At 60.9% G+C, this 22,424-nt stretch carries 18 protein-coding genes; 15 read left to right on the forward strand and 3 right to left on the reverse strand.

Features of this window, described 5'->3' with window-relative positions; all coding sequences use genetic code 11:
- Positions 1-162 precede the first annotated feature (162 nt).
- From J1G34_RS16640 to J1G34_RS16680, 9 genes are all read left to right on the forward strand, one after another.
- Entirely contained in the window at positions 163-2,487 is a 2,325-nt protein-coding gene (locus J1G34_RS16640; protein WP_065893790.1) for a Tex family protein, read from the forward strand.
- Positions 2,487-2,870 (forward strand): PaaI family thioesterase, encoded by a 384-nt coding sequence (locus J1G34_RS16645; RefSeq protein ID WP_065884641.1) that lies wholly within the window; start codon positions 2,487-2,489, stop codon positions 2,868-2,870. The genes J1G34_RS16640 and J1G34_RS16645 overlap by 1 nt, the downstream gene beginning before the upstream one ends.
- A gap of 214 nt (positions 2,871-3,084) precedes the next feature.
- The gene (gene gshA / locus J1G34_RS16650; RefSeq protein WP_065896578.1) at positions 3,085-4,668 is read left to right on the forward strand and encodes a glutamate--cysteine ligase; all 1,584 of its coding nucleotides are present in this window, start codon (positions 3,085-3,087) and stop codon (positions 4,666-4,668) included.
- A 236-nt stretch (positions 4,669-4,904) separates the two neighbouring features.
- On the forward strand, positions 4,905-5,882 hold the full coding sequence (gene tauA, locus J1G34_RS16655) for a taurine ABC transporter substrate-binding protein (RefSeq protein ID WP_222994368.1): 978 nt from the start codon (positions 4,905-4,907) through the stop codon (positions 5,880-5,882).
- 18 nt (positions 5,883-5,900) lie between these two features.
- Positions 5,901-6,680 carry a taurine ABC transporter ATP-binding subunit gene (tauB, locus tag J1G34_RS16660; protein ID WP_065893793.1) on the forward strand — a complete coding sequence of 260 codons (780 nt, stop codon included), beginning with the start codon at positions 5,901-5,903 and terminating at the stop codon, positions 6,678-6,680.
- On the forward strand, positions 6,677-7,513 hold the full coding sequence (gene tauC / locus J1G34_RS16665) for a taurine ABC transporter permease TauC (RefSeq protein WP_065893794.1): 837 nt from the start codon (positions 6,677-6,679) through the stop codon (positions 7,511-7,513). The genes tauB and tauC overlap by 4 nt, the downstream gene beginning before the upstream one ends.
- Positions 7,514-7,527: 14 nt before the next feature.
- Positions 7,528-8,364, forward strand: coding sequence for a taurine dioxygenase (gene tauD / locus J1G34_RS16670; protein ID WP_065884646.1), 837 nt, complete (start codon positions 7,528-7,530; stop codon positions 8,362-8,364).
- A gap of 191 nt (positions 8,365-8,555) precedes the next feature.
- Complete coding sequence (locus tag J1G34_RS16675; RefSeq protein ID WP_222994369.1) at positions 8,556-10,157, forward strand: hypothetical protein; 1,602 nt, start codon at positions 8,556-8,558, stop codon at positions 10,155-10,157.
- 35 nt (positions 10,158-10,192) lie between these two features.
- Positions 10,193-11,107 (forward strand): hypothetical protein, encoded by a 915-nt coding sequence (locus J1G34_RS16680; RefSeq protein ID WP_065937181.1) that lies wholly within the window; start codon positions 10,193-10,195, stop codon positions 11,105-11,107.
- 65 nt (positions 11,108-11,172) lie between these two features.
- Here J1G34_RS16680 and mgrA read toward each other — a convergent pair whose 3' ends face one another.
- The 3 genes from mgrA to epsC all read right to left on the reverse strand — a co-directional run bounded on the left by mgrA (position 11,173) and on the right by epsC (position 16,171).
- Positions 11,173-12,210: an L-glyceraldehyde 3-phosphate reductase gene (mgrA, locus tag J1G34_RS16685; RefSeq protein WP_065884649.1), complete on the reverse strand. Its 1,038-nt coding sequence runs from the start codon at positions 12,208-12,210 to the stop codon at positions 11,173-11,175.
- Positions 12,211-12,360: 150 nt separating this feature from the next.
- Positions 12,361-14,322, reverse strand: coding sequence for a choline transporter BetT (betT, locus tag J1G34_RS16690; protein ID WP_163001547.1), 1,962 nt, complete (start codon positions 14,320-14,322; stop codon positions 12,361-12,363).
- A gap of 922 nt (positions 14,323-15,244) precedes the next feature.
- Entirely contained in the window at positions 15,245-16,171 is a 927-nt protein-coding gene (epsC, locus tag J1G34_RS16695; protein WP_222994370.1) for a serine O-acetyltransferase EpsC, read from the reverse strand.
- 166 nt (positions 16,172-16,337) lie between these two features.
- On the opposite strand from epsC, the gene J1G34_RS16700 reads away from it, so the two are divergent.
- The 6 genes from J1G34_RS16700 to J1G34_RS16725 all read left to right on the forward strand — a co-directional run bounded on the left by J1G34_RS16700 (position 16,338) and on the right by J1G34_RS16725 (position 22,398).
- Positions 16,338-17,333 carry a D-cysteine desulfhydrase gene (locus J1G34_RS16700; RefSeq protein ID WP_065893799.1) on the forward strand — a complete coding sequence of 332 codons (996 nt, stop codon included), beginning with the start codon at positions 16,338-16,340 and terminating at the stop codon, positions 17,331-17,333.
- A gap of 281 nt (positions 17,334-17,614) precedes the next feature.
- Positions 17,615-18,409, forward strand: a complete 795-nt coding sequence (gene tcyJ, locus J1G34_RS16705) for a cystine ABC transporter substrate-binding protein (RefSeq protein WP_065896585.1) — start codon at positions 17,615-17,617, stop codon at positions 18,407-18,409.
- On the forward strand, positions 18,409-19,074 hold the full coding sequence (tcyL, locus tag J1G34_RS16710) for a cystine ABC transporter permease (RefSeq protein WP_032878420.1): 666 nt from the start codon (positions 18,409-18,411) through the stop codon (positions 19,072-19,074). The genes tcyJ and tcyL overlap by 1 nt, the downstream gene beginning before the upstream one ends.
- Before the next feature lie 3 nt (positions 19,075-19,077).
- Positions 19,078-19,824, forward strand: a complete 747-nt coding sequence (gene tcyN / locus J1G34_RS16715) for an L-cystine ABC transporter ATP-binding protein TcyN (protein WP_065893800.1) — start codon at positions 19,078-19,080, stop codon at positions 19,822-19,824.
- A 368-nt stretch (positions 19,825-20,192) separates the two neighbouring features.
- A complete protein-coding gene (locus J1G34_RS16720; protein ID WP_065893801.1) occupies positions 20,193-20,969 on the forward strand; it encodes a hypothetical protein in 777 nt (258 codons plus the stop codon).
- 187 nt (positions 20,970-21,156) lie between these two features.
- Complete coding sequence (locus tag J1G34_RS16725; RefSeq protein WP_065896587.1) at positions 21,157-22,398, forward strand: SfnB family sulfur acquisition oxidoreductase; 1,242 nt, start codon at positions 21,157-21,159, stop codon at positions 22,396-22,398.
- Positions 22,399-22,424: the final 26 nt, after the last annotated feature.

Raw genomic sequence — 22,424 nt, forward strand, 5'->3', positions numbered from 1 at the left:
CTGCCGGGCTTTTTTTTACGCGCTTCTCGTGTTTTTTCGATTTCGAGGGTCAATAGGCAGCCTCTTGACCCAGGCAGCGGCGCCGGTCGGGCCGCTCAACCAGCCTCGCAAGGCCTTGTTTTCCGGGCCTGCGAGCGGCTTTTCAGAATTTCAGGTGGTTTTATGGACAGCATCAACAGCCGCATCGCCGAGGAACTCGGTGTACGCCCACAACAGGTCGAAGCGGCCGTCGCGCTACTGGATGAGGGCTCCACGGTACCTTTCATCGCCCGTTACCGAAAAGAGGTGACCGGCAGCCTTGACGACACCCAACTGCGGCACCTGGAAGAGCGCCTGCGCTACCTGCGAGAACTCGACGAGCGGCGTATCAGCATCCTCGCCAGCATCGAGGAACAGGGCAAGTTGACCCCGCAGCTGGAACGCGACATCAAGCTGGCCGACACCAAGACCCGCCTCGAAGACCTTTACCTGCCGTACAAACAGAAACGTCGTACAAAGGGCCAGATCGCCCTGGAAGCCGGCCTTGGCGACTTGGCCGACGGCCTGTTCAACGACCCGTCGCTGACGCCTGAAACCGAAGCCGCGCGCTTTATCGACGCGCAAAAAGGCGTCGCCGATGTCAAGACCGCCCTCGACGGCGCCAAGTACATCCTGATGGAGCGCTTCGCGGAAAACGCCAGCCTGCTGGAAAAGCTGCGCACCTACCTGAAACAGGAAGCCATTCTCAGCGCCCGCGTCATCGCCGGCAAAGAGGAAGAAGGTGCCAAGTTCCGCGATTACTTCGAACACGACGAACCGCTCAAAAGCATGCCGTCCCACCGCGCCCTGGCGATCTTTCGTGGGCGCAACGAGGGCATTCTCAGCTCCGCGCTGAAAGTCGGCGACGAGCTGCCGGGCACCATGCACCCGTGCGAAGGCATGATCGGTCAACAATTCGGCATTCAGAATCAGAATCGTCCTGCGGACAAGTGGCTCGGTGAGGTCGTGCGCTGGACCTGGAAGGTCAAGCTTTACACCCACCTGGAAACCGACCTGCTCGGCGAGCTGCGTGAAGGCGCCGAAACCGAGGCGATCAACGTATTCGCCCACAACCTGCATGACCTGCTGCTGGCTGCACCGGCGGGCCCACGCGCCACCCTGGGCCTGGACCCGGGACTGCGCACCGGCTGCAAGGTTGCGGTGGTCGACGCCACCGGCAAGCTGCTGGATCATGCCACCGTGTACCCGCACGTACCGCACAACAAGTGGGACCAGACCCTGGCCGTCCTGGCCGCGCTGTGCGCCAAGCATGCCGTGGACCTGATCGCCATCGGCAACGGTACCGCCAGCCGCGAAACCGATAAGCTGGCCGCCGAGCTGATCAAAAAGTACCCGGCGATGAAAATGACCAAGGTCATGGTCTCCGAGGCGGGGGCTTCGGTGTACTCGGCCTCGGAGTTGGCGTCCAAGGAGTTCCCGGACCTTGACGTGTCCATCCGCGGCGCCGTGTCCATTGCCCGTCGCCTGCAGGACCCGCTGGCCGAGCTGGTGAAGATCGATCCCAAATCCATCGGCGTCGGCCAATACCAGCACGACGTGTCGCAGCTCAAGCTGGCGCGTGGACTGGACGCGGTCGTGGAAGACTGTGTGAACGCCGTGGGTGTGGACGTGAACACCGCCTCCGTGGCGCTGCTTGCACGTATCTCCGGCCTGAACGCGACCCTCGCGCAGAATATCGTCAATCACCGCGACGAGAACGGCGCCTTCAAAACCCGCGCGGCGCTGAAAAAAGTCCCACGTCTGGGCGAAAAAACTTTCGAGCAAGCCGCAGGTTTCCTACGCGTAATGAACGGTGATAATCCGCTGGACGCCTCGGCGGTTCACCCGGAAGCCTATCCGCTGGTACAGCGAATTGCCGCCCAAACCGATCGCGACATCCGCTCGCTGATCGGCGACGCCGCGTTTCTCAAACGCCTGGACCCGAAAAAGTACACCGACGAAACCTTCGGCGTGCCCACCATTACCGACATCCTTCAAGAGCTGGAAAAACCCGGCCGCGACCCGCGCCCCGAATTCAAGACCGCGGAGTTCCAGGACGGTGTCGAAGACCTCAAGGACCTGCAACCGGGCATGATCCTCGAAGGCGTGGTGACCAACGTGACCAACTTCGGCGCGTTCGTGGATATCGGCGTGCATCAGGACGGCTTGGTGCATATCTCCGCACTTTCGGAGAAGTTCATCAAGGACCCGCGCGAAGCGGTGAAGGCCGGTGACGTGGTCAAGGTCAAGGTGATGGAAGTCGACATCCCACGCAAACGCGTTGGCCTGTCGATGCGCATGAGCGACACCCCCGGCGAGAAAATCGACGGCGCCCGTGGCGCTCGCCCTGGCTCGGCACCGCGCCCGTCGCAGAACACTGCGCCGCGCAAGGACACCGCGACAGCCGCACCGAGCAACAACGCCATGGCCTCGCTGTTCGCCAACGCCAAGCAACTGAAGAAGCGTTGATGGATATTCCGGCCGGTTTGACCCAGAGCGCGTTCAGCGAACTGATCGGCTGCCGCCTGCAACGCCTGGAGGAAGGCGTTGCCGAGGTGGCCCTGAGCCTGGCGCCGCAGTTGCGCAATCGCGGGGGCAAGTTGCACGGCGGGGCGATTTTCAGCCTGGTAGACATCACCATGGGACTGGCATGCTCCAGCGCCCATGGGTTCGACCAGCAGAGCGCGACCATCGAATGCAAGATCAACTATATCCGCGCCGTTGAAGACGGTGACGTGCTGTGCACCAGCCGGGTGATCCACGCCGGCCGGCGCACCCTGGTGGTCGAAGCCGAGGTGTACCAGGACGAAAGACTTGTCGCAAAAGCACAGGGCACGTTCGCTGTCCTATAGCTCCCTGCACATGATTTGAGTTAATTTCGGCGCTGTGACAACAGCGTCGGAATTTTCTCGCTGCGCTGTAGCCCAATTCATGGAGTGAAGTAGGCACATTCAGAGCGGGTCCTATCGACTCAGAACCAGGCGATCACGCCAGTTTCAACTTCACCCTTGTAGACCGTCTTGACCACCCCCATATTGGGGCGACTGACGCGTGAAGGAATCCAACTTGAGCGAACTTCTCAACCGCCGCCTGGCCCTGCTCGGCAAGCGCGAACACCTCTCCCTGCTAGAGCACTGCCTGCATGGCATCGAGCGTGAATGCCTGCGCGTCACCAGTGAGGGTCGCCTGGCCCAAACGCCGCATCCGGAAGCCCTGGGCGCCGCGTTGACGCACGAACAGATCACTACCGACTACTCGGAATCGCTGCTGGAGTTCATCACTCCCGCACTGCCCAACCCGGCCGATACCCTGAGCAGCCTGGACAAGATCCATCGCTTTGCCTACACCAAACTGGGCAGCGAATACCTGTGGAGCCCCTCGATGCCGTGCCCGTTGCCGGCCGAGGAAGATATTCCGATTGCCTACTACGGCACCTCCAATATCGGGCAGCTCAAGTACGTTTACCGCAAGGGTCTGGCCCTGCGTTATGGCAAGACCATGCAGTGCATCGCCGGCATCCATTACAATTTTTCGCTGCCGGAACAGCTGTGGCCGTTGCTCAAGGACGCCGAAGGCTTTGTCGGCACCGACCGCGACTATCAATCCACCGCCTATATCGCGCTGATTCGCAACTTCCGCCGCTACAGCTGGCTGTTGATGTACCTGTTTGGCGCCTCGCCGGCCCTGGACGCAGGCTTCCTGCGCGGTCGTTCGCACCAGCTTGAAGTGCTCGACGCCGATACCCTGTACCTGCCGTACGCCACGAGCCTGCGCATGAGCGACCTGGGTTACCAGAGCAACGCCCAGGCCGGCCTCACGCCGTGCTACAACGACCTGGCCAGCTACACCGACAGCCTGCGCGAAGCGGTGGCAACGCCCTACGCGCCCTATGTCGAAGTCGGCACGCACAAGGACGGTGAGTGGGTGCAGCTCAACACCAATATCCTGCAGATCGAAAACGAGTACTACTCCAACATCCGCCCCAAGCGCGTGACCTATACCGGCGAGCGGCCGATCCAGGCGCTGATGGCGCGCGGCATCCAGTACATCGAAGTGCGCTGCCTGGACATCAACCCGTTCCTGCCGATGGGCATCGACCTGCCGGAGTCGCGCTTTCTCGACGCATTCCTGCTGTTTTGCGCGCTGAATGACAGCCCGCTGTTCGCCAATAACGAGTGCGGCAACGCCACGTCCAACTTCCTCAGCGTGGTCAAGGAAGGTCGCCGTCCGGGCCTGCAATTGCAGCGTCAGGGCCAGGCGGTGGACATGAAAGCGTGGGCCACCGAGCTGCTGGAGCAGATTGCGCCTCTGGCCGCCCTGCTCGATGAGAGCCATGGCATCACTGAACACAGCCAGGCGCTGGACGCTCAGTTGGCCAAGGTCAACGACCCGTCACTGACGCCCTCGGCCCAGGTGCTGGAAGCGATGGCCGAGCGTAAGGAAAGTTTCGCGCAGTTCTCGCTGCATCAGAGCGAGGTGCATGCCGAGTTCTTCCGCAAGGAACCGTTGCCGGCCGAGGAACAAGCGCGCTTTGAAGAACTGGCGCGTAAGTCGCTGGCGCAGCAGGCCGAGCTTGAGCAGAACGAAGTGGGCGATTTCGATGTGTTTGTCGGGTCGTACCAGGCGAGCATCCTGGCCATCAGCAACTAAACCTTATGTGGGAGAGGGCTTGCCCCCGATAGCAGTGTGTCTGCCACTCAATCAGTGACTGAACCACCGCCATCGGGGGCAAGCCCCCTCCCACATTTGCCCTGCATCAGGCTCAGGAATCGCTGCAACCCTTCTCCTCATAAGCTAATGCGAAAATGTTATTTATTTTCGGATTCTTAGATCATTTAGTCTCCTCACACGCCGCCTCCCTGGCCGCCTGATCGAGGAGCTTCCCTTTGAAACTGCCTATTCCACTGCGCTTGCTGGCGGCGTTGTCCCTGGCCGGTGCCAGCCTGTTTGCCCAGGCGGCGGATGTGACCGTCGCGTACCAGACCACCGTAGACCCGGCCAAAGTCGCCCAGGCCGACGGCGCCTATGAAAAAGCCACCCACGCCACGATCGACTGGCGCAAATTCGACAATGGCGCCGATATCATCGCCGCCATCGCCTCGGGTGACGTGCAGATCGGTTACCTCGGTTCCAGCCCGTTGACCGCTGCGATCACGCGCAAGGTGCCGGTGCAGACCTTCCTCGTCGCCACCCAGATCGGCGGCGCCGAAGCCCTGGTGGCGCGCGATGGGTCGGGGATCAACAGCCCCCAGGACCTGGTCGGCAAGAAGATCGCCGTACCGTTCGTGTCCACGGGTCACTACAGCCTGCTGGCCGCGCTGAAGCACTGGAACATCGACCCTTCGAAAGTGACCATCCTCAACCTCGCACCACCGGCCATCATCGCCGCCTGGAAGCGCGGCGATATCGACGCCACCTATGTGTGGGACCCGGCCCTGGGCGTGACCAAGGAAAACGGCAAGGTGCTGATCACGTCCGGCGAACTGGCCAAGTTCGGTGCACCGACCTTCGACGCCTGGATTGTGCGCAAGGACTTCGCCGAGAAGCATCCGGAAATCGTCACGGCCTTCGCCAAAGTCACGCTGGATGCCTACGCCGCTTACCGTAAAGACCCACAGGCCTGGCTCGCCGACAAGGCCAACGTCGACAAGCTGGTGAAGCTCTCCGGCGCCAAGGCCAGCGATATCCCGTTGCTGCTGCAAGGCAATGTCTACCCGCTGGCCGCTGACCAGGTCACCCTGCTGGGCGCACCGACCACTAAGGCTGTCACCGATACCGCCGCGTTCCTCAAGGAGCAAGGCAAGGTCGACGCGGTGCTGCCGGACTACGCCCCTTACGTCAGCGCCAAGTTCATCACTCACTGATTCAAGGAGTTCATCGCGATGGCCTTGCTACAACTGGAGCGCATCAGCGCACAGTACCCAGGCGCCCCGGAACCGGTACTGGCGGATATTTCACTTGAGCTTGGCCCCCGGCAATTGCTGGTGGCCCTGGGTCCCTCCGGCAGTGGCAAGACTTCGCTGTTGAACCTGATTGCCGGCTTTGTCGAGCCCTCGGCCGGGCGTATTACCCTCGATGGCGTGCCGGTCAAGGGTCCTGGCGCCGAACGCGGCGTGGTGTTCCAGGACGATGCCCTGCTGCCCTGGCAGGACGTGCTGGCCAACGTCGCCTTCGGCCTGGAGCTGGCCGGCGTGCCGAAGGCGCAACGTGAAGTGCGCGCCCGTGAAATGCTCGCGCTGGTGGACCTCAGCGGTTTCGACAGCCGGCGCACCTGGCAACTCTCCGGCGGCCAGAAGCAACGCGTCGGCCTCGCCCGCGCCTTGGCGGCCGACCCGCGCGTATTGCTGATGGACGAACCCTTCGGCGCCCTCGATGCCTTCACCCGCGAACAGATGCAGGAATTGCTGCTGCAAGTCTGGCGACGCACGGCCAAGCCGGTGTTCCTGATCACCCATGACATCGAAGAAGCGGTGTTCCTCGCCACGGACCTGATCCTGCTGGCGCCCAACCCCGGCCAGATCGTCGAGCGTCTGCAGCTGGATTTCGGCCAACGCTACGCGGCTGGCGAATCGGCACGGGCGATCAAGTCCGACCCGCGTTTTATCGAAACCCGCGAACACGTACTGGGCAGAGTGTTCTCGCAACGGCAGGTGTGCACATGAGCAGCTATGAACTTCCCGCCACAGCGGCCAAGCCGCTGACCCATGCGGTTATTCCGGCACGCCGCAGCCTCAGCACACGGTGGATCAGCGTACTGACCCTGGCGGTCCTGCTCGCTATCTGGTGGGCGGTAACCGCCAGCGGCCTGATCGAACCCCTGTTCCTGCCGCCGCCCTCTGCCGTGCTGCAAAAAGGCTGGTTGCTGGCGACATCCGGCTACATGGATTCGACCCTTTGGCAGCACCTGGGCGCAAGCCTCAGTCGCATCGGCCTGGGCCTGGGTTTCGCGGTGCTGACGGCCGTGCCGGTGGGGATTGCCATCGGCGCCAACCGCATCGCCCGCGGCGTTCTCGACCCGCTGATCGAGTTTTACCGGCCAATCCCGCCGCTGGCCTATCTGCCGCTGATCGTGATCTGGTGCGGTATCGGCGAGCTGTCCAAAGTGCTGCTGATTTACCTGGCGATCTTTGCGCCGATTGCCATCGCCACCGCCACCGGCGTACGCACGGTCGACCCGGCCAAGTTGCGCGCTGCGCAGTCGCTGGGCGCCACCCGTGCCCAACTGATTCGTCATGTGATCCTGCCAAGCGCCCTGCCCGACATCCTTACCGGAGTACGTATCGGCCTGGGCGTAGGCTGGTCGACCCTGGTCGCCGCCGAATTGATTGCCGCCACCAGCGGCTTGGGCTTCATGGTGCAGTCGGCGGCGCAGTTCCTGGTCACCGACGTGGTGGTGCTGGGCATCCTGGTGATCGCACTGATCGCCTTCGCCATGGAAATGGGCCTGCGCGCCCTGCAGCGTAAATTAGTGCCGTGGCATGGCCAGGCACACTGAGTGATGAACGTTAAATGAGCAGCCTGACCGTTACCCCTTTAAGCGCTGCGCTTGGCGCGCAGATCAGCGGCGTCGATATCACCCGTGCGCTGAGCCCTGAAGAGCGCGACGCCATCGAGCAAGCACTCCTCAAGCATTCGGTGCTGTTCTTCCGTGACCAGCCGCTCACCCCGCAGCAGCAGGCACGGTTTGCGGCGAATTTCGGTGACCTGCATATCCACCCGATCTACCCCAACGTGCCGGAACAGCCCGAAGTGCTGATCCTCGACACGGCCGTGACCGATGTGCGTGACAACGCCGTATGGCACACCGATGTGACCTTCCTGCCCACGCCTGCCCTCGGCGCGGTGCTGAGCGCCAAGCAGTTGCCGGCATTTGGTGGCGATACCTTGTGGGCCAGCGGGATTGCGGCGTATGAGGCGTTGTCCGAGCCGTTCAAAGCCTTGCTCGATGGCCTCACCGCCACCCACGACTTCACCAGATCCTTTCCGCTGGAGCGCTTCGGCAACACCGCCGAAGACCTGGCACGCTGGGAAGAAACCCGTCGCAAAAACCCGCCGCTGTCACACCCGGTGATACGCACACACCCCGTCAGCGGGCGCAAATCGCTGTTCGTCAACGACGGCTTCACCACCCGAATCAACGAACTGGAACCGGCCGAAAGCGAGGCGATTCTCAAGCTGCTGTTTGCTCACGCCACCCGCCCGGAGTTCACTATTCGCTGGCGCTGGCAGGAAAATGACGTAGCGTTCTGGGATAACCGCGTGACCCAGCATTACGCGGTGGATGACTACCGTCCACAGCGCCGCGTCATGCACCGGGCCACCATCCTGGGCGATGCACCGTTTTAATCCAACCGCCTCAAATGGCGAAAAACCCGTTAATTTCAAGATTTTTCCTATGGAAAAATGTGGCTCACGACACGCCCTGTAACTCGTCAAGCACTCACTTTCAGGAACGTACGAGGTAAGGCTCACCACTGACATCGTGCGTCCTAAACGCCTGCGCAGTGAACCCTTACCTGAATCCATTGAGTGCTTAAATGAATATCTCAACCGTATCGCCGTGGCTGCCCGCTTTTGCGGCACAGCCTGCTGAACCCGCCCCTTCAGCCACAGGCACAACACTTGAAACACTGACACCGCCCACCGCCGCGCCCGACAGGCGCGAAAGTTTGCTTGCCTTGTTAAGCGAGCTTGAAAGTTTGATGAACACACTCCACAAGGCCATCGACGCCACGCCCGTCAAGCCTGGTACGCCCGCAACCGTTGCAGCGACCACCCACTCGACGGTGCGCCCTGATAGTACGCAGTACCTTTCAAGTAAAAAGGACAAACAAAAACCCGATGACGTATTAGGTGGCCTGTTTTTTTCGCCCCATGAGACCTACCGCTCACTGACCACACCGCACAGTTCTCATGTCGCGGGAATCAAGTTGGCCATGCAGCACTTTGGTCAAAGCCCAACCGATATTTACGCTCAAGTCACGCCCCTGAATAACGGGTTCAATGTGACCATGAGAGATGGCTTCACATTATTCATTTCCCATAAAGAACTGGACCTTGCCAAAGAAGGTTCGCAATTGCTCGGCGACGAAGACATGTTGAAAGACGCCAATTTTCTGTATGCGACCCTGGCCAAGCGAAAACAGCTACAAAGCAACGACCCCGCCGAACAAGCGAGTTACCCCATGACCCTGCGCAATACCAATAAAGGCGAACATGCCGGCAGCGTATTGAAGCTCATGGGCCTGGAAAACCATCTGAAAGAGGTCAAGTCCGAGTCACTGGGCACGGGTCAAAAACTGGGTATAACGGTTGTCTCGAATGGGGAGTCCATGCTGGTTGTCGATGGTCACGAGGATTTCCACGGGACACCTTCGAAGTTAAGGCTGAAAAAGCCGGCCTACGTACTGTCGGATTTACCCGCAACCACCAGGCTGGACGAACCGTCCATTGACTCGCGCCCTGCGCGGGTTGCGCCTCCCCCCCCGCAAACCAACGTCAAACCCCTCGCAACGCCGCTCGGTCCTCCCTCAGCCGGCGCGATGCCGGATATTTCCTCGAAGAGAAACGGTGAACGTCCAGCCGATATATTGACTGGCTTGAGTAACACGCCCCCGGGCTTTGGCGAGTTTCGCGAAACGGCAGCCTACGTTGACGCAATAAAACTGATGATGATGACGTTCGGGCAAAGCCCCACCGATTGCTTTCAACGGGTTGCCGTTGCAGGAGACGGCTACGACGTGACGATGAGAGATGGTTATGAAGTGCATGTTTCTCGCCAGGAGCTACAGCGGGCCGGGCAAGCCCTGAAACTGTCCGGTGACGACAGCGAGCTGATAAAGGATGCCAACTTCATGTTTGCCGCTTTTATGAAACGTCACCAGTTGGAACATGAGGATCCGGTGGCAAGGTCCGACTTCGAGACGACCCTCAGTGATGCGATCCAGAATGGCCGGCATATCAAACCTGTCCTGGAAAATATCGGCATGATCGGCCATATGCGCCATGTCCATGTAAGTGAACTGGAAGACCAGACTACCGTCGGGTTTCTGTACGGTTTTGGCTTGGTTCTGGGCAATGAAAAGGCGCATCAATATTTGCCTTATGAGGGCCACGGCTACGTGCTCGACCCTCACTGAATCGCTCACTCACACTACTGAATACGAGGCGGCCCATGTTACTCAACACTGCCAGCGGCACCGCAGCGCTTAATACGTCATTACTTCCCAGTCTCTGCGCCGGCACAGGCGTGAAGAACGCCAAGGCCCCGATGGAAACACCCGTCGCGGGCGGCGCGGAAAACAGCCAAAACCTTTACGCGTCTATCGTTCAACAACTGAACTCACTGAACAGCCTTCTCAAAACCATCACACAGCGCGCCAGCCCTGTTGCCCCTGCGGTTGACGCCGTACCTCATCAGGTTGATCGCAATTCGCCGGCCCCTTTGCCCACGGTCACCCCCCTGGACAAGCCCCGGCCTGACGACAGCCTATTTATATCTTCGGTGCCGACCGGCACCAAGCCCGAGGATATCTGGCGTGGGTTCTGGCAGGGCATTGAAGGCAATTGCGTCACGGTGTCGGCGATCAAGCTGGCGATGATGAAATACGGTCATCACCCACAGGGGATTTTCAAACTCATAACCCCGACAAAAACAGGGTTCGAGGTGACAATGCAAGACACCTTCAAGCTGCACATATCCCACGAAGAGTTAACGCTGGCGAGGACCGGCAGCGGCTTTGAGGGCGAGGACCCGGACGTGCTCAAGGACGCAGTATTCCTGTATGCCGCCAGCGCCAAGCGGGCTCAGATGAAAAATCACGAAGGCAGCGCCAAGCGCAGCTTCAAAGACGCAATGGCCTCATTGAATGACGGGGAAATGCCGGGAGATGCCACCAATCGCTTGGGCCTACATGCCAAACGGCGCTGGACCAATCCGGCTCAACTGGCCAAAGAAGGCCTGGGTACCGCAGACGCCGGCGGGCACTCGGTCGCCGTGATTGACGGTTACGCAGACCTCTATGGGAATAAGGTCAAGTTGTCTGAGTCGGGCTTCCAAGATGCCCGGCGAGTACTAACCCTGCGCTGAGCAAACAGCTGCAGTGTGCCTGCCACAATAAAGGTCGGCGCCTCTATCGAGCAGGCACGCTGACGTTACTCCGCCATTGACGGTTTTTCCCACAGATTGATCCCGCCTTCCTGGGCGAACCGATCGATCTGCGCCAGCTCTTCGGCGCTGAAGCTCAAGTTTTTCAACGCGCCGACGTTCTCGATGATCTGCTCCGGCCGGCTGGCACCGATCAGCGCGCTGGTCACCCGTGGATCACGCAGGGTCCAGGCCAGCGCCAATTGCGCCAGGCTCTGGCCGCGACGCTGGGCGATCTCATTCAGGGCGCGCACGTGGGCAATGTTCTCCTCGGACAGGTGTTGGGCCTGCAGCGAGCCTCCCCCCGGACGGTTCACCCGGGCATCGGCAGGAATGCCGTTGAGGTATTTATCGGTGAGCAAGCCCTGAGCCAGCGGCGTGAAGGCAATCACGCCGGCGCCGAGTTCGTCGGTGGTGTCGAGCAGGTCTTTTTCCACCCAGCGGTTGAGCAGGTTGTAGGCGGGCTGGTGAATCAACAGCGGCACTTTCCACTCTTTGAGCAGCGCTGCCATCTCCCGGGTTTTTACCCCGGAGTAGGACGAGATACCGATGTACAACGCCTTGCCCTGCTGCACGGCGGTGGCCAACGCACTGGCGGTTTCTTCCAATGGCGTGTCGGCGTCGAAACGGTGCGAGTAGAAGATATCCACATAATCGACGCCAAGGCGCTGCAGGCTCTGATCGAGGCTGGCCAGCACGTATTTGCGCGAACCGCCACCCTGGCCATAAGGCCCGGGCCACATGTCCCAGCCGGCCTTGCTGGAGATGATCAGTTCGTCGCGGTAGTGCTTGAAGTCTTCGCGCAGCAAACGACCGAAGTTGATCTCGGCGCTGCCGTAGGGAGGGCCGTAGTTATTGGCCAGGTCGAAGTGATTGATGCCCAGGTCGAACGCGGTGCGCAGCAGGGCGCGCTGGGTGGCGATCGGGGTGCTGTCGCCAAAGTTGTGCCACAGCCCCAGGGACAGTGCCGGCAGCACCAGTCCACTGCGGCCTACGCGGCGATAAGGAATAGATTCATAGCGGTTTTCGGCAGCAATGTAAGTCATCGAATCCTCTCTGGGCTTGGGGCAAACAAGGCCTGGGAATAAGGTTATTCCCAGGCCTTTGAACCCGCTGAATCGCTTAAGTCTGCCTTTCCCTTTTACAGCAAAGACCCACTTGAGAGGAACGCTATTACGTGCATTTATGCGCGCGAATCAGCGCACCAGATGCAGGAACTGCAGGTGCCGCTCGTACTGGTCGAGGATGTCGTTGATGATCTGCTCCTTGGTATAACCCACCAGGTCGTAATCCTGACTGCCCTCACGCAGGTGCACTTCGGCGCGATAGTAACGGCGGTTGTTGATCTCCTTGGAACCCATGCCGCCACGGGCGAACGATGGCGTGAAATAGCCACGCATCTGCACCTGGTAGATGAACGGATGCTCCTCGCCATGACCGATTTCCAGGCTGACGCTGTCGTTGGCCGGGTCTGGCTGGGTGACCACGTTCAGGCCCTTCTCGACAAATACGGCCGTCACTTCCTCGATGGCCGGGCGCACCGTCGACTCGAGGAAACGGTACACCTCGTCGCGCGACGGAAAATGCACCGCCTGGCTCAGACGCTGGCGCCAGCCGCCGCGGCCCTTGCGCGACGCCGAGATCGGTGCCAGCGAATGCAACTGGGCGATCTGCTTTTGCGATTCGAGATAGAACGCCTTGTGCAGCCCCCACATCATCAGCAGCAGGATCAGCGAGAACGGCAGCGAGGTCAGCACGACCGCTGATTTCAACGAATCGATACTGCCGGCAAACAGCAAGGCGCTGGTGACCAGGGCGGTCATCGCGCCCCAGAACACGCGCAGCCATTTCGGCCCGTCTTCATCGGCGTTGCCGCCTTTGGACGACAGGGTCGACAGCACCACTGTGCCTGAGTCCGCCGAGGTCACGAAGAATACGAAGCTGATAAACACCGTGACCGCAATCACGGTTTTACTCCACGGGTAGGTTTCCAGCAGCAGGTAGAGGCTCATCGACGGCTCATCGATGGCCGACTGGCCCAACGCGGTCATGCCATGGTTGAGCACCTGGTCGATGGCGCTGTTACCGAAGATCGACATCCACGCCAGGGTGAAACCCAGCGGGATCAGCAGCACGCCAAACACGAATTCGCGGATAGTGCGGCCACGGGAAATCCGCGCGATGAACAGGCCCACGAACGGCGACCATGCGATCCACCAGGCCCAGTAGAACACCGTCCAACCGCCCAGCCAGTCGCTGGGTTTGTCGTAGGCGTACACGTCGAAACTCTTGGTCGGCAACGCACCAAGGTAGTCGCCAATGTTCTGGATCAAGGTATTGAGCAGGTGCTGGGTGGGCCCGGCAAACAACACGAACAGCAGCAGTGCGCAGGCCAGCAGCATGTTGATGTCGGACATCACCCGCACACCCTTGTCGACACCGGCCACGGCAACGATGATCGCCGCGCCCATCATCAAGGTGATCAAGCCCACCTGGATCCACTGCGTATGGGCGATGCCGAACAGGTAATCCAGGCCGGAGTTGAGGTGCAACACGCCAAAACCCATGTCGGCCCCCAGGCCGAATACCGTGGCAATGATGCCGAAGCCATCCACCGCGTAACCGATCGGGCCATTGATGCGCTTGCCGATCAACGGATACAGCGCCGAGCGCAACGCCAGCGGCAGGTTATGCCGGTAAGCGAAATATGCCAGGGCCATGCCGACAAACGCGAACACGCCCCAGCCGTGCAGGCCCCAGTGCAGGAACAGGACCTGCATGGCCTGGCGCGCCGCATCGGCATTCATGGCCTCGCCCTGGGGCGGTTGCACCAGGTGCGTCAGCGGCTCGGAGACACAAAAGAAAAACAGCGTGATGCTGATCCCGGCGGCGAACAGCATGCCGGCCCAGGACAGGTAACTGAATTCGGGCTCGTCGTGGTCGGCACCGAGTTTTATCTTGCCGTAGCCCGATAGCGCGGTGACCACCACGAAGACCAGATACAGGGTCATCGCCAGCATGTAGTACCAGCCGACCGTATTGGCCGCCCAGTTTTGCGCCGCCAGCAGCCAGGCACCGGCCTGTTGCGGGATAGCGATGACCGTGATGCCGAACAGCAGGATGGCCGTGGCGGCAAAGTAGAAAACGGGCGCATTCATGCGCACCAGACCGCTGGGAGGGGTGGACGATGCACTCATGAACGACGCACCCCCGAGGTGTGAAATGTGGCTGTATATAACGGACTCAGCAAAGGTAAGCCTCCTGTTGTGAGCGGGCAGCGAACCACCGGTTTAACTTGAACGAGCGTTCAAGTTAAACATGAATGGGCGGTCTGGGACTAATTTCAGGGCTGAGTGGTAGACAATTCCTACACTAGCTCAGGGATTGGTATGACGGGTTACGGGGGCAAATCGTTCAGCGACGTGAAGATGAAATGCATTCAAATGTGGGAGGGGGCTTGCCCCCGATAGCCATAGGTATCTACACAACTTTGGCGTGACACCGAATTTGTGGCAAGGGAGCTTGCTCCTCGTTGGGTCAGGCAGGCTGTGACTATCTTACTGATACCCCACAGATCCAAATGTGGGAGGGGGCTTGCCCCCGATGGCGGCCTCAGGGCCGACCAGGATTTTGGATCAGACCGAGTACATATCCGTTTCTGCGGTCACGGCCGCTTAGGGTTCCGCCCTGACGGCGGCTCACTTTTGAAAAGCGCAAAAGTAAGCAAAACGCTCTTGCCCCACCACTCGGCACCTCGCTTAGGCTCGGTGTGCCCGAACGCAGGCTTGAATCCGTGGGCCGCCGCAATGGGCCATCCCTGGCCCAGTGCGGCTAACCCGGCGTCCTGCCGGGTTACCCACGGATTCAAGCCTGCATTCGGCCAGCGTGGTTTAACGGGGCGCCTGAGATCAAAAGCAGATCAAGATCAAGAGCGACTCGCTTCGCATCGTGGTTACGGTGGGTGCTACGCAGTTGTGTAGATACCTATGCCCCGATAGCAGTGGGTCAGTTCCAGTTATATCAACTGACAGACTGCTATCGGGGGCAAGCCCCCTCCCACAGGGGATTTGTGCCGACTCTTTACTTCTGTGCCCCATCATCATGCTGCAAATTCGCCTGGGTAATATTCGCCCCCGCCGGCACGCTGCGGGTCAGCCATACATTGCCGCCGATGGTCGAACCCTTGCCGATGGTAATCCGCCCAAGGATCGTGGCGCCGGCGTAGATCACCACGTCATCCTCAACGATAGGATGGCGCGGATGGCCTTTTTGCAGCTGCCCATCCTCATCCGCCGGGAAGCGCTTGGCGCCCAGCGTCACGGCCTGGTAGATGCGCACCCGCTCACCAATGATCGCCGTCTCGCCAATCACCACACCGGTGCCGTGGTCGATAAAGAAACTCGGGCCAATCTGCGCGCCGGGGTGGATATCGATACCGGTAGCCGAGTGGGCGATTTCCGCACTGATGCGCGCCAGCAGCGGCAAGCCGGCGCGGTACAGGTGGTGGGCCAGGCGGTGGTGAATCACCGCCAGGATGCCCGGGTAGCACAGCAGCACCTCATCCACGCTGCGCGCGGCCGGGTCACCGTGGTAGGCGGCCAGTACGTCGGTGTCCAGCAGGCTGCGCAACGCCGGCAATGCCAGGGCGAAATCCTGGATCAGGCGAATGGCATCGGCGTCGATCTGGCCGTCATCCCGGCCACCCTGACGCGCGGCGTAGCGCAGCTCCAGGCGGGCCTGGGCAAGCAACGCGTTAAGGGCGACGTCGAGGGTATGCCCGACGTAGAAGTCTTCACTTTCTTCGCGCAGGTCCACCGGGCCCAGGCGCATCGGGAACAGTGCGCCGCACAATGCGTCGAGAATCTGCGCCACGGCCTCGCGCGACGGTAATTCGCGACCACCGTGTTCGCCGCTCAAACGACCGTTGCGCGTTCGCCACTGGTCCCGGGCGCTGCGCAGTTGGCTGACGATGGTCTGCAATTGCCAATGGCTGGAACGCTCACTCACGGTATTCACTCCTGACGAAATGGCCATCACTTTACGGTATGCACCCAGGCAACCCTTAAGAACCAATGGTATGAGGCCAAGAACCATCCGACATAAGCGATTGGCCGTTGCCCGATGAAAAGTGCCTGCCTATAGTCGTCCAATTACTCAGCCACCGTGCGTAGCCATGATCAAACAACAGCTTGACCGCTTTAACCGCCTGGACCTGTTGGGCGGCGCCACCGCCCTGGAAAAACTCGAGCGGCTGTCGACCTGGTTGGGCAGGGACATCTACGTCAAGCGCGATGACACCACCCCGCTGGCCATGGGTGGCAACAAATTGCGCAAACTTGAATACCTGGCCGCCGATGCCCTCGCCCAGGGCGCCGACACGCTGGTCACCGCCGGCGCTATCCAGTCCAACCATGTGCGCCAGACCGCCGCGCTGGCCGCCAGGCTCGGCCTGGGCTGCGTCGCCCTGCTGGAAAATCCTACCGGCACCGACGACCCCAACTACCTGGGCAACGGTAACCGTCTGTTGCTTGAACTGTTCGACGCCAAGGTTGAGCTGGTCGAGAACCTCGATAATGTCGACGACCAGCTCAACGCCCTCGCCGACCGCCTGCGCAGCAACGGCAAGAAGCCCTACCTGGTGCCTATCGGCGGCTCGAATGCCCTCGGCGCGCTGGGTTATGTGCGTGCAGGCCTGGAGCTGGCGGCACAGATCGAAGACAGCGGCCTCGACTTTGCAGCGGTGGTATTGGCCTCGGGCAGCGCCGGTACCCATAGCGGCCTGGCGCTGGCGCTGAGCGAAGCGCTGCCGAACCTGCCGGTGATTGGCGTCACCGTGTCGCGCACCGACGAAGCCCAGCGCCCGAAAGTACAGGGCCTGGCCGAGCGCACCGCCGAGCTGCTTGGCGTGGAGGTGCCCGAGGCCTTCAAGGTGATCCTGTGGGACGAATACTTCGGCCCGCGATATGGCGAACCGAACGCGGGCACGTTGTCGGCAATCAAACTTTTGGCCAGCCAGGAAGGTCTGTTGCTCGACCCGGTCTATACCGGCAAGGCCATGGCAGGCTTGCTGGACGGCATCGGGCGTCAGCGGTTCGGGGACGGGCCGATTATTTTCCTGCATACGGGCGGGGCACCGGCGCTGTTTGCCTATGACTCAGTATTCAGCTGAATAAACGCGGACTGAATGTGGGAGGGGGCTTGCCCCCGATAGCGGTGGGTCAGTCAGCTAATCTGTAGCTGAACCACTGCCATCGGGGGCAAGCCCCCCTCCCACACTTGACCTCTTTCATATTCGAAATATGAATATGAAGTTGATTTTTTATTATTTTCAAGTCTTAAAAACCCGCTTTATCATCGCGCCGAAGGCGAAGACGCGCACCGCGCTTTAAGGCAGGATACGGCTACTGCGTCAGCGGCTTCGCTCACCATAAAAAACCATAGGGGCTCTTCATGACTATTTCTGTATTGCGTCGCACATTGCTGGTCGGCACATTGGGCCTGGCGCTTGGCGCAGGCATGCTCGGCCAGGCGGTTGCCGGCGAGCAACTGGGCGCCATCAAGAAAGCCGGCGAGATCAAGATCGGCCTGGAAGGCACCTACCCACCGTTCAGCTTCGTCGATGAAAGCGGCAAGCTCAGCGGCTTCGAGGTGGAGCTGTCCGAGGCGCTGGCCAAAGAATTGGGCGTCAAGGTCAAGCTGCAGGCCACCCCATGGGACGGCATCCTCGCCGCCCTGGAATCCAAGCGCCTGGACGCGGTGGTCAACCAGGTGACCATCTCCGAAGAGCGCAAGAAAAAGTACGATTTCTCCAAGCCTTACACCGTGTCCGGGATTCAGGCGCTGGTGCTGAAGAAAAACGTCGACGCGATCAAGACCGCCAACGACCTGGCCGGCAAGAAAGTCGGCGTAGGCCTGGGCACCAACTACGAACAATGGCTCAAGGACAACCAGCCTAAAGCCATCATCAAGACCTACAACGACGACCCGACCAAGTTCCAGGACCTGCGCATCGGCCGCATCGACGCCATCCTGATCGACCGCCTGGCCGCTCTGGAATACGCCAAGAAAGCCCCGGATACCGCCGCGGCAGGCGACGCTTTCTCTCGCCAGGAATCGGGTATTGCGCTGCGCAAAGGCGAGCCTGAGTTGCTGGACGCGGTGAACAAGGCGCTCGACAAGCTGCGCGCCGACGGCACCTTGAAGACGCTGTCCGAGAAATACTTCAACGCTGACGTCACTCAATAATGGAAGCAGGTTTGCAACTCGCGCTGGACTCCGCGCCCTTTCTGCTCAAGGGCGCGTATTACACGGTAATCCTCAGCCTGGGCGGGATGTTCTTCGGTCTGCTGCTCGGCTTCGGCCTGGCCTTGATGCGCCTGTCGCGCTTCAAGCTGCTGAGTTGGACGGCGCGGGTCTACGTGTCGTTCTTTCGCGGCACGCCCCTGCTGGTGCAATTGTTCCTGATCTACTACGGCTTGCCGCAAGTGGGCATCGAGCTGGACCCGATTCCGGCCGCCATGATCGGCTTTTCGCTGAACATGGCCGCCTACGCCTGTGAAATCCTGCGGGCCGCCATCGCGTCCATCGAGCGTGGCCAGTGGGAAGCCGCCGCGAGTATCGGCATGACCCGTGCGCAGACATTGCGCCGGGCCATCCTGCCGCAGGCGATGCGCACCGCACTGCCGCCGCTGGGCAACAGTTTTATTTCACTGGTCAAGGACACGGCGCTGGCCGCCACCATCCAGGTGCCCGAGCTGTTCCGGCAGGCCCAACTGGTCTCGGCGCGCACCTTCGAAATTTTCACCATGTATCTGTCCGCAGCCCTGATCTACTGGATCCTGGCGAGCATCCTGGCGCATCTGCAAAATCGTCTGGAAGACCGGGTCAACCGGCATGACCTGGAGTCTTGAAGCATGATCGTGGTTGAAAAACTGACCAAACAATTCAACGGTCAGGTGGTGCTCAACGGCATCGACCTTGAGGTCAAGGCCGGCGAAGTCGTAGCCATCATCGGCCCCAGCGGCTCCGGCAAGACCACCTTCCTGCGTTGCCTGAATTTTCTCGAAGAACCCACCAGCGGCCGTATCAAGGTGGGTGATATCGAGATCGACAGCAACAAGCCGCTCAACCAGCAACAGGGCCTGGTGCGACGTCTGCGCCAGCATGTGGGTTTTGTATTCCAGAACTTCAACCTGTTCCCCCACCGCACCGCACTCGAAAACGTCATCGAAGGCCCGATCGTGGTCAAGAAAATGCCACGCGACGCGGCGACCGAACTGGGTCGCAGGCTGTTGGCCAAGGTTGGCCTGGCGGGCAAGGAAGCGGCTTATCCACGGCGCCTGTCCGGGGGTCAGCAACAGCGTGTGGCGATCGCTCGGGCCCTGGCCATGGAGCCTGAGGTGATTCTGTTCGACGAACCCACCTCGGCTCTCGACCCGGAACTGGTCGGTGAAGTGCTGGCGACCATCCGCAGCCTGGCCGAAGAAAACCGCACCATGGTGATCGTCACCCACGAGATGAGCTTTGCCCGGGATGTCGCCAACCGCGTGATCTTTTTCGACAAGGGCGTGATCGTCGAACAGGGTGAAGCCAAGGCGCTGTTCGCCAACCCCAAAGAAGAGCGCACCCGGCAGTTCCTGAGCAAATTTCTCGCCCACTGACGCCCCCTCTGTAGGAGCGAGCTTGCTCGCGAAAAACGCCCAGGCAACTCGGTCAATCTGATTCACCGCGTTATCGTTAACGTTCTTCGCGAGCAAGCTCGCTCCTACAACGGTTTACCCTCTCATCGCGTAAAAACCCCCGTCATAAGCGCCTTTAAATCCCTCGCTCCGTCAGACCCTTCTGAATCGTCGCCAAGCCGCCGTTTAGCCCTTTGCCGCCATTGACGCCCCCGGCGCAACCCTCTTATCTAGCGTCCAGAGGATTGGATCCTATCCCGGCTACTCACTGAATCGTTCTTTCGGCCCCTTTGCGCACCCGCGCCCAAGGCCCGGAACGATTGCTGCTGGCTGCATCAAGGAGATCACTTATGACGCACACTACTATCCCGGCCATGCTGACCGCACCCACCCTGCCCCAGGCCGTTCGAAACGGCATCAGTGCCCACGCGGCCGCGCAACTGCAGGTCGACATAGCCCCTTACCCCGGCATGGAGGAAGGCGATCTGATCGAGCTGTTCTGGAACAACTGCTTTGCCGCTTCACGCCGGGTGACAGCCGGCAAAATCGGCACACCGACCCACCTGCGGGTGCCGGAAAGCTTTGTACAGGATGGCCCGGCCCGGGTTCACTACCAAATCATGCAGATCGGGCACGGCCCGGCGCGCTCGGCCACTACCCAGGTACGGGTCAAGACCAACTACCCGGGCGGGCAGCCGTCGAACCTGTACAGCGACGAAAACCAGAACCTGGCCCCCGTCAGCCTGCCCGAGACCATCCGCCGCCACGGCGTCAACAGTCGCCAGGTGCAACGCGGTATTCCGCTGTCCATCGAGCCTTACGCGAACATGGCCAGCGGCGACGCCATCACCCTGCGCTGGGGTGACGTACGCATGGATCTGCCGAAAATCCAGGCCGGGAGCGTCGGCATGCCCGTTCAGGTGTGGGTGCCTTCGACAGTCATTATCGAAGGCGGTGACGACTGCCGCCTGGAGGTGACGTACTGCATCCTGGATCGCGTCGGCAACAATTCGCGCTGGGCGCCGGCCCGTACCTTGCGCATCGCCGCCTGGGTTCCCACGAGCTCGGACAGGGCCGAGGCCACGTATCGACCTCGTCCTTTCGGCTCCCCCTGCGAACCGGGGTGACGACCCTTCTATGCATATTCCTAAAAGTTAGTTTATTTAAAAAATAAACACGCTTAGGGTATATGCACCGGACCACCGGACATTCCTGAATTTTCTGTTTTCATTTCATTGAATGCGAGGTCGGTATGGTCAGAATTACCCCGGTGCATAACGCCAGGGCATTACGTGCAGCCAAGGAGCGGCGCTGATGTCTAACTTGGCTCTAACACCCCCCCAGAGTGATCTGGACGCAGCGCCGCTGTTGTTGCCGGCCACCGTGCTGCGCAACGACGCCCAGGCGCTGAGCGCCGCCCATGAGCTTGCTGACGCCGCGCGCCTGCAAGCCGCCAGGCGCGACCAGCAACGCCAATTGCCATTGGCGCAGATCGAACAGTTCACCCGCAGCGGGTTGGGCAGCATTTCCATTCCCCGCGAATACGGCGGTCCGCAGGTTTCGTTCGTGACCCTGGCCGAGGTCTTCGCCATCATCAGCGCGGCCGACCCGGCTCTCGGGCAAATCCCGCAGAACCATTTCGGCATCCTGCACCTGCTGCAGAGCACCGCCAGCGAGCGCCAGAAAAAGCACCTGTTCCAGAGCGTGCTCGAGGGTTGGCGCATCGGCAATGGCGGCCCGGAACGCGGCACGAAAAATACCCTGGAGCTCAAGGCGCGCATCACCGCCGAGGGCGACGGGTATGTGGTCAGCGGCCAGAAGTTCTACTCCACCGGCGCACTGTTCGCCCATTGGGTGGCCATCAAGGCCCTCAACGATGACGGCAAGCAAGTCATGGCGTTTGTGCGCCGTGGCAGCGAGGGGTTGCGCATCGTCGATGACTGGTCGGGATTTGGCCAACGCACCACCGCCAGCGGCACCGTACTGCTTGACCGGGTACCGGTGGACGCAGAGTTGGTGGTGGACAACTGGCGCCTGGGCGAAAGCCCGAATATCCAGGGTGCCGTCTCGCAGCTGATCCAGGCCGCCATCGACGCCGGCATCGCCCAGGGCGCCCTGGAAGACACCATCGCCTTCGTGCGTGAACGTTCACGCCCCTGGATCGATGCCAAGGTCGAACGGGCCAGCGACGACCTGTATGTCATCGCCGATATCGGCAAATTGAAGATCGAGCTGCATGCCGCGCAGGCGCTGCTGCGCAAGGCCGGCCAGGTACTGGACCAGGTCAGCGCAGCACCGATCACCGCGCAGTCCGCCGCCCGCGCGTCTATCGCAGTCGCCGAGGCCAAGGTGCTCACCACCGAAGTGTCATTGCTGGTCAGCGAAAAGCTCTTCGAGTTGGCCGGCAGCCGCGCCACCCTCGCCGAATTCAACCTTGACCGGCACTGGCGCAATGCGCGGGTGCACACGCTGCATGACCCGGTGCGCTGGAAGTATCACGCCATCGGTGCCTACCGCTTGAACGGCACGTTGCCGGCTCGACATTCCTGGATCTGACCGCCCAGAACACTTTTTCCACGAGC

Origin of the sequence: Pseudomonas sp. Wu6, assembly GCF_019891515.1 — a bacterium.
GTDB classification, from domain to species: domain Bacteria; phylum Pseudomonadota; class Gammaproteobacteria; order Pseudomonadales; family Pseudomonadaceae; genus Aquipseudomonas; species Aquipseudomonas orientalis_A.

Bases quoted from the DNA above. Each gene is read 5' to 3' on its own strand.
- tauB (WP_065893793.1), top strand. From the start codon at position 5,901: ATGGCCTTGCTACAACTGGAGCGCATCAGCGCACAGTACCCAGGCGCC.
- betT (WP_163001547.1), bottom strand. From the start codon at position 14,322: ATGAATGCGCCCGTTTTCTACTTTGCCGCCACGGCCATCCTGCTGTTC.
- J1G34_RS16645 (WP_065884641.1), top strand. From the start codon at position 2,487: ATGGATATTCCGGCCGGTTTGACCCAGAGCGCGTTCAGCGAACTGATC.
- tauC (WP_065893794.1), top strand. From the start codon at position 6,677: ATGAGCAGCTATGAACTTCCCGCCACAGCGGCCAAGCCGCTGACCCAT.
- mgrA (WP_065884649.1), bottom strand. From the start codon at position 12,210: ATGACTTACATTGCTGCCGAAAACCGCTATGAATCTATTCCTTATCGC.
- J1G34_RS16640 (WP_065893790.1), top strand. From the start codon at position 163: ATGGACAGCATCAACAGCCGCATCGCCGAGGAACTCGGTGTACGCCCA.
- J1G34_RS16720 (WP_065893801.1), top strand. From the start codon at position 20,193: ATGACGCACACTACTATCCCGGCCATGCTGACCGCACCCACCCTGCCC.
- J1G34_RS16675 (WP_222994369.1), top strand. From the start codon at position 8,556: ATGAATATCTCAACCGTATCGCCGTGGCTGCCCGCTTTTGCGGCACAG.
- tcyL (WP_032878420.1), top strand. From the start codon at position 18,409: ATGGAAGCAGGTTTGCAACTCGCGCTGGACTCCGCGCCCTTTCTGCTC.
- tcyJ (WP_065896585.1), top strand. From the start codon at position 17,615: ATGACTATTTCTGTATTGCGTCGCACATTGCTGGTCGGCACATTGGGC.
- tcyN (WP_065893800.1), top strand. From the start codon at position 19,078: ATGATCGTGGTTGAAAAACTGACCAAACAATTCAACGGTCAGGTGGTG.
- J1G34_RS16725 (WP_065896587.1), top strand. From the start codon at position 21,157: ATGTCTAACTTGGCTCTAACACCCCCCCAGAGTGATCTGGACGCAGCG.
- J1G34_RS16700 (WP_065893799.1), top strand. From the start codon at position 16,338: ATGATCAAACAACAGCTTGACCGCTTTAACCGCCTGGACCTGTTGGGC.
- J1G34_RS16680 (WP_065937181.1), top strand. From the start codon at position 10,193: ATGTTACTCAACACTGCCAGCGGCACCGCAGCGCTTAATACGTCATTA.
- tauD (WP_065884646.1), top strand. From the start codon at position 7,528: ATGAGCAGCCTGACCGTTACCCCTTTAAGCGCTGCGCTTGGCGCGCAG.